General features: G+C 34.8%; 11 protein-coding genes. 9 read left to right on the top strand and 2 right to left on the bottom strand.

Features of this window, described 5'->3' with window-relative positions; all coding sequences use genetic code 11:
* Positions 1-3: 3 nt before the first annotated feature.
* Genes AACZ41_RS11715 through AACZ41_RS11685 form a run of 7 tightly spaced genes read left to right on the top strand, consistent with a single transcriptional unit; the run spans position 4 to position 8,093 of the window.
* The gene (locus AACZ41_RS11715; protein WP_339628656.1) at positions 4-789 is read left to right on the top strand and encodes a gluconate 5-dehydrogenase; all 786 of its coding nucleotides are present in this window, start codon (positions 4-6) and stop codon (positions 787-789) included.
* Positions 789-2,207, top strand: coding sequence for a glucuronate isomerase (uxaC, locus tag AACZ41_RS11710; RefSeq protein ID WP_339628655.1), 1,419 nt, complete (start codon positions 789-791; stop codon positions 2,205-2,207). Before AACZ41_RS11715 ends, uxaC begins: the two co-directional genes overlap by 1 nt.
* A 53-nt stretch (positions 2,208-2,260) precedes the next feature.
* A complete protein-coding gene (locus tag AACZ41_RS11705; protein WP_339628654.1) occupies positions 2,261-3,238 on the top strand; it encodes a TRAP transporter substrate-binding protein in 978 nt (325 codons plus the stop codon).
* 5 nt (positions 3,239-3,243) lie between these two features.
* Complete coding sequence (locus AACZ41_RS11700; RefSeq protein ID WP_339628653.1) at positions 3,244-3,702, top strand: TRAP transporter small permease; 459 nt, start codon at positions 3,244-3,246, stop codon at positions 3,700-3,702.
* Entirely contained in the window at positions 3,702-4,997 is a 1,296-nt protein-coding gene (locus tag AACZ41_RS11695; RefSeq protein WP_339628677.1) for a TRAP transporter large permease, read from the top strand. Before AACZ41_RS11700 ends, AACZ41_RS11695 begins: the two co-directional genes overlap by 1 nt.
* 26 nt (positions 4,998-5,023) lie before the next feature.
* On the top strand, positions 5,024-6,460 hold the full coding sequence (locus tag AACZ41_RS11690; RefSeq protein WP_339628652.1) for a tagaturonate reductase: 1,437 nt from the start codon (positions 5,024-5,026) through the stop codon (positions 6,458-6,460).
* Positions 6,461-6,476: 16 nt separating this feature from the next.
* Positions 6,477-8,093, top strand: coding sequence for an altronate dehydratase family protein (locus AACZ41_RS11685; RefSeq protein ID WP_339628650.1), 1,617 nt, complete (start codon positions 6,477-6,479; stop codon positions 8,091-8,093).
* A 19-nt stretch (positions 8,094-8,112) separates the two neighbouring features.
* On the opposite strand, the gene AACZ41_RS11680 is transcribed toward AACZ41_RS11685, so the two are convergent.
* Positions 8,113-9,135 (bottom strand): LacI family DNA-binding transcriptional regulator, encoded by a 1,023-nt coding sequence (locus AACZ41_RS11680; protein WP_339628649.1) that lies wholly within the window; start codon positions 9,133-9,135, stop codon positions 8,113-8,115.
* A gap of 401 nt (positions 9,136-9,536) precedes the next feature.
* Here AACZ41_RS11680 and AACZ41_RS11675 point away from each other — a divergent pair, with 401 nt between their 5' ends.
* Complete coding sequence (locus AACZ41_RS11675) at positions 9,537-10,526, top strand: alpha/beta hydrolase (protein WP_339628648.1); 990 nt, start codon at positions 9,537-9,539, stop codon at positions 10,524-10,526.
* Between the two features lie 3 nt (positions 10,527-10,529).
* Here the strand turns inward: AACZ41_RS11675 and AACZ41_RS11670 are convergent, their stop codons facing one another.
* Positions 10,530-11,222 (bottom strand): NUDIX domain-containing protein, encoded by a 693-nt coding sequence (locus AACZ41_RS11670; protein ID WP_339628647.1) that lies wholly within the window; start codon positions 11,220-11,222, stop codon positions 10,530-10,532.
* Positions 11,223-11,453: 231 nt separating this feature from the next.
* Here AACZ41_RS11670 and AACZ41_RS11665 point away from each other — a divergent pair, with 231 nt between their 5' ends.
* On the top strand, positions 11,454-14,531 hold the full coding sequence (locus AACZ41_RS11665) for a TonB-dependent receptor (RefSeq protein WP_339628646.1): 3,078 nt from the start codon (positions 11,454-11,456) through the stop codon (positions 14,529-14,531).
* The last annotated feature ends 6 nt before the right edge of the window (positions 14,532-14,537 follow it).

The raw sequence follows: 14,537 nt of genomic DNA, 5'->3' as shown, positions 1-14,537 counted from the left end.
CTTATGAAATTGTTCGATTTATCAGGTAAGCGTGCTTTAATTACAGGCGGAACCCATGGTTTAGGTATGGCTATGGCCGAAGGGTTGGCAAATGCAGGTGCAGAACTAATTATTACCGGTACAACGCCATCTAAAATGGATAAAGCTTTGTCTCATTACAATACTAAAGGATATAAGGTTTCTGGTTATATTTTTGATATAACAGACGATAAACTTGCAGCAACTAAGATTTCTGAAATGGTTAGTGATGGTGGGCAAATAGATATACTAGTTAATAATGCAGGTATTATAAAAAGAGAATTGGCAACCACCATGCCAGTTGATGATTTTAGAAGGGTAATAGAAGTTGATCTTGTCGGTGCTTTTATAATTTCTCAGTTGCTAGGGAATAGAATGATTAAAAATGGAGGTGGTAAAATCATCAATATTTGTTCTATGATGAGCGAGCTAGGAAGAAATAGTGTTTCTGCATATGCCGCTGCCAAAGGTGGACTTAAAATGTTAACGCGTAGTTTGGCTACCGAATGGGCGAAACATAATATTCAGGTCAATGGTATTGGCCCAGGTTATTTTGCAACTTCTCAAACAGAACCTATTCGTGTAGATGGTCATCCATTTAATGAGTTTATAATTAATAGAACACCATCGGCCAGATGGGGTGATCCTGAAGATTTAGCGGGTACCGCAATATTTCTTGCTTCAAAAGCAAGCGATTTTGTTAATGGGCAAATTGTTTATGTAGATGGCGGCATATTGGCTACTATCGGAAAACCTTCAAATGAAATTTAATGAGTGATTCTATACTGACAAGCAAAACATTTATAAAAAATGATTTCCTTTTAGAGAACAAGTTTTCTCAAAGGCTTTTTTATGATTATGCATCTCAAATGCCAATCATAGATTATCATTGTCATCTTCCTCCAAATGAGATAGCAAATAATCGCACTTTCGAGAACCTAACAAAAATTTGGATTAACGGGGATCATTATAAATGGAGAGCAATGCGAACTTTTGGTATCGAAGAAAAGTATATAACTGGTGATGCTTCAGATAAGGAAAAGTTTGCTCAATGGGCGAAAACAGTACCCTATATATTAAGAAATCCATTATATCATTGGACGCATTTAGAGTTGCAAAGATACTTTGATATTGATATTTTATTGAATTCAAATTCAGCCGACGAAATTTATGATGAGGCAACCGCTAAACTGCAAACAGCGGACTTTAATTGCCAAAGCCTAATAAAAAATATGAATGTAGAGGTCGTTTGTACAACCGAGGATCCAATCGATAGTTTAGATTATCATGTTAAAATTAAAAACAGTGATTTTAGCGTGAAGGTCAGCACCGCATTTAGGCCAGATAAGGCTATTATGATTTCAAGTGATACGTATCTCGAATATTTAGATAAATTATCGGAAATAAGTAATGTAACCATTGACTCTTATAAGTCTTTATGTGATGCCCTGAATTTAAGATTAGACTATTTTGAGGAAAATGGATGTACACTATCTGACCATGGGTTAAGTTATGTTCCTTTTAGAACATTTACAGATTCGGAAATTGAAATAATTTTTCAAAAAAGAAGATCGAAAAATGAATTGTCGTTAGAGGAAGATGAGAAATTTCAAACTTCCATATTATTGTTCTTATGTGAGCAATACCATAAACGCGATTGGATTCAACAATTTCATTTAGGAGCTTTAAGAAATAATAATGCAAGAATGAATAGAATACTTGGGCCTGATACTGGATGGGATTCTATTGGGGATTATTCTCAAGCATCAACGTTATCAAGTTTTTTAAATGCGTTAGATTCTAGAGATAAACTTACCAAAACCATTTTATATAATCTAAATCCGGCTGATAATGAAATAATGGCCACCATGATAGGTAATTATAATGATGGTAAGATAAAAGGAAAGATGCAGTTTGGTTCTGGTTGGTGGTTTTTAGATCAGAAAGATGGTATGACCAAACAGCTAAATGCGCTTTCGAATATGGGCCTTATTAGTTGTTTCATAGGTATGTTAACTGATTCTAGAAGTTTTCTTTCTTATCCTAGGCATGAGTATTTTAGAAGGGTATTGTGCAACCTTTTCGGACAAGAAATGGAGCGAGGTGAATTGCCACAAGATTTTGAATTGGTGGGTAAAATCATTCAAGATATTTGTTACAATAATGCTAAAGAATATTTCAATTTTTAAATTTTACAAATACCTATTTCTATAGCATAATATGGTAATATCAAACGAACAATATGAAAAGTAAAGCAATTCTATCCATTTTTATTTTAGCCTTAACTTTCTTTGGTTGTAAAATAGAAAATAAATCTAAAACAATACGATTAGGCCATGGGTTAGATGTAAGTCATTCGGTTCACAAGGCTATGGTGAAAATGGGAGAGGATTTATTTGAGCGTTCTGGTGGTAAACTTAAATTAGAAATATACCCTAGTCAGCAACTAGGTACCGAACGTGAATGTCTAGAGCTTTTGCAGATCGGCAGTTTAGATATGACTAAAGTTTCTGTAGGTGTTTTGGAGAATTTCGCTCCAAAAATGAAAGTGCTTGGTTTTCCTTTTTTGTTTCGAGATCGCCAACATTCATTTGATGTTCTTGATGGTCCTATCGGTAAAATGTTATTGAATGATGGAGAGAAATATTGGCTGAAGGGTCTTGGTTATTATGATGCAGGTAGTCGCAGCTTTTATACGATGAATAAACCGATTGAAAAACCATCTGATTTAGAGGGTGAAAAAATACGGGTGATGGAAAGTGTTACAGCGGTCAATATGGTTAAGGCCTTGGGTGGTTCACCAACCCCTATTTCATGGGGTGAATTATATACGTCATTGCAACAAGGTGTGGTTGACGGTGCTGAGAATAATCCGCCAAGTTTTTATTTATCAAGACATTATGAAGTTTGTAAATACTATACTTTAGATGAGCATACCGTACTGCCAGATGTGCTACTTATCGGAACATATGTTTGGGATAAATTAAATGAACAAGAACAAAACTGGTTAAACGAATCTGTTGAAGAATCGGTTAAATACCAGCGTATACTTTGGGCGGAAGCAGAGGAAGAAGCGCTTCGGGAAGTTCAAAAGGCCGGCGTTAAAATTTTTAGACCAGATAAATCGCTTTTTGCGGAAAAAGTACAAGGTATTTATGAAGGCTATAAAGGTGATCCTGAAATATATCCACTGATAAAAAAAATTCAAGAAACACATTAAGTCCTATGCGAAGTAAAATAGATGCAGTTTTAAGCAAGACATTGGTGCTTATTATGTCAATAATGGTAATCAATGTTTTATGGCAAGTATTTACGAGATACGTAACGGGAAATCCTAGTTCATTTACCGATGAATTAGCTCGATATCTTATGATTTGGATCGGTGTTTTAGGGGCAGCGTATGTTTCTGGTCGCAATCTTCATGTTGCTATTGATATTTTACCGAAACGTCAGAGTAAGAAAATTCAAAAAAATCTGAAGATTATAGTAACTATTTTGATTATCCTATTTGTTTTTTTTGCTTTTGTAATAGGCGGTTCTAGATTGGTATATATCTCGTATGTGTTGGGGCAGCAATCCCCTGCCTTGCAATTACCATTGGCGGTTGTCTATATAATTATTCCTATAAGCGGTTTGTTGATTATGTTTTATAAAGCATCTGACTTAAAAAATTTAAAATCATGATGGAACATATTCCAATTTTAGTACTGGTAATTAGTTTTATCTGTCTGTTAGCGATAGGCACTCCTGTAGCATGGAGTATTGCAATTTCTTCATTGTTAACAATGTTAGTGAGTATACCTGCAATGCCTGCATTTACAACAGTATCTCAACGTATGGCAACTGGCCTCGATAGTTTTGCATTACTCGCAATACCTTTCTTTATATTATCTGGCGAACTTATGAATAAAGGTGGTATTGCTCATCGACTTATCGCTTTCGCAAAAACTTTAGTAGGTTCATTGCCTGGTGGTTTGGCTTTAATAAATGTTATTGCTGCCATGCTAATGGGTGCAATAGCTGGTTCAGCGATGGCATCCGCATCTGCTATGGGAAGTATTTTGGGACCTGAGATGGAAAAGGAAGGGTACTCTAAAGAATTTGGTGCAGCGGTAAATATTACATCGGCAACCACTGGATTAATTATTCCTCCAAGTAACGTATTGATCGTTTATTCATTGGCCAGTGGTGGTGCTTCAATTGCGGCACTCTTTCTGGCAGGTTATATACCCGGTATTATGACCGGACTGTTCTTAATGATAGTAGCTGCATTGTGGGCAAAGAAGAAAAAATATAAGGTTGGTAAACGCAGTTCTTTCAAAGAAATAGTAAAAACTTTTATTGATGCATTGCCAAGTCTCTTTATGTTGGTTGTTGTTATTGGCGGTATCGTTACTGGCATATTTACCGCAACAGAAGCATCTGCAATAGCGGTTTTATATAGCTTGATCCTAGGCTTTATATATAAGGAAATAACATTTCCTAAGCTTCCACAAATATTATTGGACTCATCAGCAACTACGGCAATTGTTATGTTATTGATAGGGTCTTCTATGTGTATGTCATGGGCATTGTCTTATGAGAATATTCCTCAAGATATCAGTACTGGTCTATTAAGCCTTAGCGATAATAAAATTGTGATTCTTCTTATCATAAATTTACTGTTACTGTTCGTTGGTATTTTTATGGATATGACACCTGCGGTATTGATATTCACTCCAATATTTTTGCCAGTAGTAACAAAGTTGGGGTTAGATCCAGTACACTTTGGTATTATCATGGTATTGAATCTCTGTATCGGTCTTTGTACACCTCCTGTAGGTTCGGTATTGTTTGTTGGGGTTGGTGTGGCTAAAACAACCATTGAGAAAGTCTTTAAACCTCTTTTGCCCTTGTTTATTGCAATGGTTGTTGCGTTATTCTTGGTGACCTACATTCCACAATTAAGTTTATGGCTACCTAGCTTATTTGATTTATAAAATAGGCATCTTTTTTAATAGAATTCATGCAGAAATTAAATAGAAAAAATAGAGGGGTTTCAACTACTTTACCCATCAAAATAATCCAGTTTGGAGAAGGTAATTTTTTACGTGCCTTTGTTGAATATGCATTTCAAACCTTGAATAATGAAGTAGGGTTTAATGGTGGTATAGCTGTTGTTCAGCCTATTGATAGGGGTATGGTATCAATGTTGAATGATCAAGATGGATTATATACCTTGTTTACAAAAGGTATTAAAAATAGCAAAGAGGTTGAAGAAAAAGTGCTCATCACCAATATTGTAAAAGGGATTGATCCTTATATTGATTATGATGCTTATTTGAACTTGGCTAATGAGGAAGAATTAGAATTTATTGTTTCCAATACCACCGAGGCTGGTATTTCTTATGTTGCATCAGATACAATGGAAATGGTGCCACCAAGTTCTTTTCCGGCGAAATTGACAAGACTTTTATTTGAACGATTTTCCCATTTTAATGGGGCAAAAGATAAAGGATTGACTATAATTCCATGTGAATTAATTAATTATAACTCAGACACTTTAAAACAAATTATCTTGGATTATGTTTCATTATGGAAATTATCCGTGGGTTTTAAAACCTGGATATTGGATTCTTGTTCTTTTCATAATACTTTGGTAGATAGAATTGTGCCTGGATATCCAAGTGACCAAATTGAAGCTTATAATAAGCAATTAGCGTATCAAGACAATCTTATTGTAAGTGCCGAAACATTCTTTTTATGGGTTATTGAAGGTGATGCTGCTTTAAAGGAAAAATTGCCATTTCATAAGACCAATTTAGATGTTAAGATTGTAGATGACGTGCAACCTTTTCGAACTAGAAAGGTTAGGATTTTGAATGGTGCACATACTGCCATGGTGCCTTTTTCTATACTTTACGGTAATGAAACAGTTAAAGAAACCATTGATGAAGAATTTACAGGACCATTTATACGGTCATTAGTTTTTGATGAAATTATTCCAACCCTTGATATGGAAACGGAGGAATTAGAAATCTTTGCAGAAGCAGTTTTTGACCGATTTAGAAATCCATTCATAAAACATCAATTGGCCAGTATTGCTTTGAATTCTATTGCTAAGTTCAAGGTAAGGGTACTACCTAGTCTACTAGAATATGTTAGGCGAACAGACGGTTTGCCAATGCGAACAGTGTTTACTTTTGCGTGTTTAATTCGCTTTTATAAGGGTACTTGGAACGGAAAAGAATTACCTATTAATGATGATAAGGAAATTGTGGCAGAAATGGCTGCCATCTGGAAATTAGATTCATTGGAAAAAATAGTATCTCAAGTGTTGGGTAAGACAGCATATTGGGATGAAGATTTGAATAAAATTGAAGGATTAACTCAAGCTATCGCTACATATTTACAAAGGATTGATGAATATGGAATCAAAGAAGCGTTCTTAAAATTAAGTTAGTTTTTAAATTGAAGCCATGCAGAAAAAGTTGATTAAAGTTCAGGCTGAAGATAATGTAGCAATTGCCTTGGTAGATTTAATGCAAGGTGATTGTATACAATATGAAGGTGAAGAGATAAACATCCTATCCGATACCAAAGCAAAACATAAAATTGCATTTGTTGATTTGGATAAGGAGGACCAAATTTTTATGTATGGCGTTTTGGTAGGTAAGGCCATGTTTCCAATTAAAAAGGGTGATGTGCTAACGACCGAGAATGTAAAACACCAAAGTGATTTGGTGACCAAAAAGACAAGGTCAGTAAGTTGGAACGCACCCGATATTTCTAAGTGGAAAGACCGTACATTTATGGGGTACCATAGGCCAGACGGGCAAGTAGGTACTCTAAATGTGTGGCTTTTTTTTCCTCTGGTTTTCTGTGAGAATCGAAATATAGAAGTGCTTAAAGAAGTTTTTGAAAAAGAATTATCTATGGGTAAAGAGCGTAAACAACGACAATTGTTACGTAATCTTATTAATGGAAATGACGCGGACTTCAATGATGGAAAAGCAGAAACGAGCAGTGAAACTTTCGACAATGTTAACGTTAAATTTATTACACACCAAGGTGGCTGTGGTGGTATTCGCCAAGATTCACAAACCTTGGCTAAATTGTTGGCAGGGTATGTAAAAAACCCTAATGTTGCTGGTGCTACTGTTTTAAGTTTAGGATGTCAAAATTTACAAATCGATTTATTGAAAAATGCCTTGAATGACATTGACCCCAATTTAAAAAAACCGGTACTTATTTATGAGCAACAACAGATGGGTACCGTCGATGAAATGTTAAATACAATTATTAAAGATTCTTTTGCAGGAATAAAAGCTGCGAATGCTATTGAACGTAAACCCGCTTCTATTTCTAAATTGAAAATGGGATTGGAATGCGGAGGGTCTGATGGTTTTTCTGGAATTTCTGCTAATCCTGCATTGGGTTATGCTTCAGATATTCTTGCAGCTGTTGGTGGATCTCCTATACTTTCTGAATTTCCAGAACTTTGTGGGGTAGAGCAGGAGCTAGTTAATCGATGTGTCAATGATGAAGATGCCGTTCGATTCATGAAATTGATGAAAGCTTATGAAGCATCGGCCGAGGCAGCTGGTTCAGGCTTTGATATGAATCCTTCTCCAGGAAATATAAAAGATGGTTTAATCACCGATGCAATGAAATCTGCGGGTGCTGCTAAAAAAGGGGGCACTTCCCCTATTGAAGCTATTTTAGACTATGGTGAATATGTAACCAAGCCAGGTTTGAACCTGCTTTGCACACCAGGGAATGATGTTGAAAGTACCACTGGTATGGTAGGTTCTGGTGCCAATATAGTTGTATTTACAACTGGTTTAGGTACACCAACGGGTAATCCTATTACACCTGTTTTAAAAGTGTCTTCAAATACTATATTAGCAGAACGTATGCCTGATATTATTGATATTGATACAGGTGCTGTCATCCGTGGTGAGAAAACGATACAACAAATGGGTGAAGAGATCTTAGAGTATGTTGTTAAGGTAGCCAGTGGTGAAATAAAGGCAAAAGCAGATGTATTGGGTCAAGATGATTTCATCCCTTGGAAAAGGGGAGTTTCTCTTTAAATTTTATAAAAAAACATTCCTACTGAATTTTACTGGAAGACTTTCTGATAACCAATTTAGCAGGAAGTATAACTTTTTTGTGAATTTTCACTGTTTGTTCACTTGCCATTTGCTCTAAAAATACTTTGGCGGCCATTCTTCCCATTTCTAGAGGTGATTGGTCTACAGAGCTTATTGATGGTTCCATGAATTGTGTGAATGGATCATTACTGAAGCCAACAACACAGAAATCATCGGGAATGTTGACGGACAAACTTTGTAAATACTTTATTGCCCCTAGAAGACCCTTGTCAGTTGATGAGAAAATCGCATCTGGTGGTAAAGGAAGTTTCATTAGTTTTTCGGCAGCTTTTATGCCTGCTTCCATATCATTTTTTAAGGGAATAATATATTCTGGAACAACTTCTAATCCGTTCTGTAATAGCGCATTCTTATAACCAAGCAATCTGTTTTTATAAAGTTCAAGACCATTGTTCACATAAAAGTGAGCTATTCTTTTACATCCTTGGTCTATGAGATGTTTAGTAGCATCATAAGCCCCTTGGTAGTCATCTATAGTAACTGAACTTATGTCAGGAAAATCTAATTTTCTATCAAAGAAAATAAACGGTGTAGATTTTTTTAGGGCAGGTTCTAATTTGTCTTTTTCTTCATTTGTATAGGATGTAGATATTAAAATGCCATCTACTTGGGCATTAAGTAAGTTCTGAATAATTTTCAACTCCCGGTCCTTATCTTCATGTGTTTGAGAAATAATTACATGATAGCCTTTAGGATAAAGTTCGTCTTCAACGCCTCTTATAACTGATGAAAAGAAATTTCTATTAATGTAGGGTACAACAACACCAATATTATTACTCTTTCCACTTTTCAGTGCCAAAGCCAGCCTATTCTGCTTATAATTCATTCGTGCCGCTGTTTCAAGTACAAGTTCACGTGTGTTCTTACTGATTCTAGGATTGTTGTTTAGGGCCCTTGATACAGTAGCGGCTGTGATTTGTAGCTCTTTGGCAATATCGTAAATGGTGGTTTTCTTACTCATTTTAAATAGAATAATAAATATACGATAAACGTTAATAAATGGGGTAAGTTTATCTATTTCGTATAATAACTGAAATTGATTCAAAAATTTATTTTGAGAGAGTTAGTTGTATTAAAAAGTCTATTCGTTGTTAATTTGAAATGATTTATTGCTAAATATTTTACTTTATTAATTTTAATCTTTTCGTAAACGAATAAAGTAGATTTCCTTGAAGATATTAGATACTCTTAATTCAAAAGTTTTCTATATAATTGTAGGTTTATTTTAATTAGTAGTTGAAAATTTTCAGATTAAATAAGTTTGAATTGGACCTTTAATTAAAAATACAAAAACCTAATTTTGGGAAAATAATTTTTGGTAATGAGCGTATTATGCCAACTTCGGTCAAGTAAATAAAATGTATGAAATTTAAGATTTTGACGTATGCTATTTCGTTCATAATGGTAATGATGTTTAATTACGTTGCATCCCAAAACCTTGATGGAATTACAGGAGTACGTGATACCTCATATACTACTACTTCGGCATTTGCCAAGGATATTAAAACACATCCATACATTAAGATTGTTAAAGAATTTGATTTCGACACAGTTCAAGAGGAAAAGGATATTACCTATTGTTCATTTGGCGAAAGAGCTTTGAAGCTTGATGTTTTTCAGCCTAAAATTCAATCCAATGCATTAAGAACAGCCATTATTATCATTCATGGTGGTGGTTGGCGTTCAGGTAACAGAGCTCAGCATTATCCGTTAGCACAACAATTGGCAAATAAAGGCTATGTTAGCATCACACCAGAATATCGATTGTCTACCGAAGCTTTGTTCCCTTCAGCAGTTTACGATTTAAAAGCAGTAATACGTTGGGTGCGTAAAAATGCTGTTAAGTACAATATTGATCCTGAGAAAATTGTAGTTTCTGGTTTTTCAGCAGGTGGTGAATTGGCTGCCTTTTTAGGAACCACGGCAAATAAACTTCTATTCGAGAATGGTGTTTGTAATTCAGAAATATCATCGCATGTTAATGCTATTATTGACTTAGATGGCACACTGTCTTTTGTACATCCAGAAAGTGGAGAAGGAGATGATAGTAAGGGGACTTCTGCTGCCACACATTGGTTTGGGTATAGTAAAGCAGAGAATCCTGGTTTATGGAAGATGGCATCTCCATTAACTTATGTAAATTCTAAAACTCCTCCAACCTTATTTATGAATAGTTCGGTAGCTCGAATGCATGCGGGTAGGGAAGACTACATTAATATTTTACGTAGTAATAGTATTTATTCTGAGGTAATTTCTTTCGAGACAGCACCACATTCCTTTGTTCTTTACAACCCTTGGTTTGAACCTACGGTTAAAGGAATTGATGATTTTCTTAAAACGGTTTTTCATTAATCTTTAAATTTTAAAGTTGAAACCGTCTTCTACTTTTCGGTTGTATTTTTCTTGATCGAACTTAAAAAGATAAGCACCTTTTTTAGAAGAAGTCATATCCTTTTCATCCAGTTTTATTAAAATATCTTGAGAAATGACCTTATTAATGAAGTTCCTTTTATCAAGTTTAGTTTCAAGAATGGCTTCATATAATTTTTGCAACTGGCGCATTGTAAATTTTTCAGGTAAAAGTTCAAAGCCTATAGGTTTGCCTAACGCTCTTCTACGTAGCCTTGCAATAGCTTTTTCAACCATCAGACTGTGGTCAAAAATAAGTTTTGGAGCATCTTTTAGGTTAAACCACTGTATAGGGTTTTGTTTTAAAATCTTCTCATCATGGGTTGCAATATCAATTAAAGCATAGTAAGTAACAGATATAGTTCTTTCAGCAGGGTCTCTATCTACTTTAGAAAAGATATACACCTGTTCCATATAAATATTATTAAGGCCAGTTAAATGATGAAGTATTCGAATTGCTGCTTTATCCAAATTTTCCTCCTTTTTAAGAAATCCACCAATTAATGACCATTTTCCTTTTTCAGGTTCAAAGTCTCTTTGTACTAATAGAATTTTTAATTCTTCATTATCAAAACCAAAAATGATACAGTCTACTGCAAGCAGTACTTTATCTTCTTTACTATAATTATTTAATACCATTACTTAATTTTTGCGATGGCAATTTAATAAGATATAAATTAAGGTATAACACTTATTTGGTAAATAGTCAATTATGGAATTTTCAATCTTAGATACCATATACTACATACAATAGAAATTTTTAGTGTTAAAATTACATTTATTTTAACTTTTCATTTGCAAATGTAATTTTTCTTTATTTAATTTACATGTGTAATAAATACACTTAATAAAACTTAAACCACTCAAACTATGGTAACAAACAAAAAAATTATTAAAAAGGCACGATGGTTTCCTAACTACATTGGTGAAATAACATGTGTATTCTTATTGTTTATAACAGTGGGATTTTCACAATCAAAAACCATAACCGGTACAATTAGTTCTGAAGATTCATCACCATTACCTGGTGTCAATATTATAGTTAAAGGTACTTCTAACGGTGTAGTTTCTGATTTTGATGGTTTTTACTCAATAAATGCCACAGCCGATGATACTTTAGTTTATACGTATATAGGCTTTGCAACCTATGAAGTGTTAGTAGGAAACAAAACTACACTGAATGTTTCTTTGCAAGAAGATACGGAAACGCTAGATGAAGTGGTTGTTGTAGGGTATGGTACACAGCGAAAAGAAGATTTAACAGGGGCGGTTAGTCTAGTAGATACCGAAGAAATGGTTAAACAAGCCACTAATGATGTAACTCAAATGATGCAAGGTCGTGTCGCCGGTGTCTCGATTACCTCTGACGGTCAACCAGGTGCAAGTCCCAATGTACGCATAAGAGGGGTTGCAACCTTTGGCGCTGGAACAAGTGCTGAACCTTTATATGTTGTTGACGGGTTTCCAATCACTGGTGGGATAAGAGATGTTAATCCAAATGATATTGAATCGGTACAAGTCTTAAAAGATGCAACAGCAGGTGCTATTTATGGTAACAGAGCGGCAAACGGTGTTGTAATTATTACTACTAAGAATGGTAAAAAAGGACAAAAAATGTCTGTTGAACTAAGTACTTATTTTGGTATTCAACAGATTACGCAAAGTTTACCAGTTTTAGATAGAGCAGGTTATCAAATGATTAATGCAGAATTGTTAACCAATGCAGGTGAAGCTATTGTTCCTGGTAATGATCCTAATTCACCATTGTTTATAGATAATATAGATACGAATTGGCAAAAAGAAGGTTATAAAACTGGTTATATTCAAAACCATAATTTAAATGTATCAGGTGGAACAGAAAATACTAGTTATTATGTTTCATTAGATTTCTTGGGTAATGAAGGTACTTTAGTTGGTACTGGACCAGATTATAATAGAACTTCTTTAAGGGCTAATACAGAAGCCACTTTGGGAAAACTTACTATAGGTGAAAACTTGTACTTTGTACATTCTGACGAAAATCCATTATTCGATACTAGGAGTATCCAATTACCGGGAGGAAGACCTTCTTTAGTAAACGATTTGTTGCAGGCTGCCCCAACTATTCCCGTATTTGATGAAAATAGAGAAGGTGGCTACGGTGGTGCAGATTCAGCGATTCATCAATCTATAACACTAAACGTACCAGGAATTAATAACTTAATTGAAAATGAAACTGAAGTGAACCGTATTTTGGCAAATATTTATGGTAAATATGAGTTGTTTGAAGGTTTAGATTTAAAGACGAGCTTACAATATGATAATTCATCAATTCAAGAGCAAGTTTTTGTTCCGCAATATGATTTAGGGTATTTTTTCCCTAATCCTTCGGCACAATTGGCATTTGTTTCAAGAAACTCTAGTTCTTTTTTAATTGAGAATACAATTAATTGGACGAAGGAATTTGGAAAACATAATCTTTCTGTGTTAGTAGGTCAAACTTTCCAAAAAAACAAATTTAGAAGAGTACGCGTCGTAGGTTCAGGCTTAGAAAAGCCATATGTTAAAAGTTTAGAAAGTGCTCCAGATGCTAGTGCTTTTGATACTAGGGAAGATAATGCTATAAGTTCGTACTTAAGTAGATTAAATTATTCTTATAATGATAAGTATTTGCTTACCGCAAATTTAAGAAGTGATTCTTCTTCTAAATTCAGTAAGGAATTGCGCCAAGAATATTTTCCATCAGTTGGTTTGGCTTGGAAGTTACATAACGAGTTTAAGCTACCAGATTTTATTACCGCCCTTAAGTTAAGAGGAGGATGGGGAGAAGTTGGTAACCAAGAAATTTTTGCTAACTATGGCTACCAAGCTACTATTAACAGAGGTATACCTTACGAATTTGCTTTTGGTGGTCGCCCGCTTGGAGCTGCGGTAACAACTGCAGTAGACCCTAGTTTAAAATGGGAAACAAGAATTACTAGAAGCGTTGGTTTAGATGCTACATTATGGAATGGAGCATTGGATTTAACCGCTGAATACTATACAAATACCTCGGAAGATGTATTGTTAAATCAACCAATTCCTTTGTCTAATGCTTCTGTTGGTAATGTAATTTTAACTAATGCAGGGTCTATTCAAAATTCAGGTATAGAATTATCAGCTGTATGGAACCAGCAGTTTGGAGAATTCAATTTGCAAGTAGCACCTAATTTTTATACCGTTAAGAATGAAGTGTTGAGTTTAGGTGATATTGTTGAAGATATTACAGACGGTGGGGCAAGGACCGTAGTTGGTCGTTCAATTGGAGAACATTATGGTTGGGTTTACGATGGTATTTTTCAATCACAGACCGAAGTTGATGCTGCTGCAACACAACAGCCAGGCACTGCAGCCGGTGACATCAGATTCAAAGACCTAGACGGTGATAACGTAATAACTGATGCAGATAGGACATTTTTAGGTAAAGGGTTACCGACCTATTATTATGGTCTAAATATAACGGCAGGTTATAAAAATTTCGATTTTACCATCTTTGGTCAAGGAAGTGGCGGTAATTTAATAAACAGTAATTTGTATCGTGGTTTAATGCCATCTTCTGGTTATACAAACTGGCACGAAGATATTTTAAATCGTTGGACACCTACCAATACAAATACCGATGTGCCTAGAGTTATTTTCTTAGATCCCAATAATAATGGACGTAATTCTGATAGACCAGGTTGGTTGCAAAGTGGAGATTATTTTAGAATTAATACTATTTCATTGGGCTATTCTTTACCTCACGCTGTTATCGATAAAATTAGTTTGGCTAAAGCTAGGTTCTATGTGACCTTACAGAATGTTGCTGTATTTTCTAATTACAAAGGATATAACCCAGATTTTCAGGCCGGTGTGCTAGGTCCGGGATTTGATTACGGTACTTACCCAAGACCACTAACAACTATGTTGGGTGCTCAATTTAAATTTTAAAAAAAT

Origin of the sequence: uncultured Maribacter sp., from assembly GCF_963974015.1 — a bacterium.
In the GTDB taxonomy this organism is placed as follows: domain Bacteria; phylum Bacteroidota; class Bacteroidia; order Flavobacteriales; family Flavobacteriaceae; genus Maribacter.
This window is presented reverse-complemented; position numbering and strand designations above follow the sequence as displayed.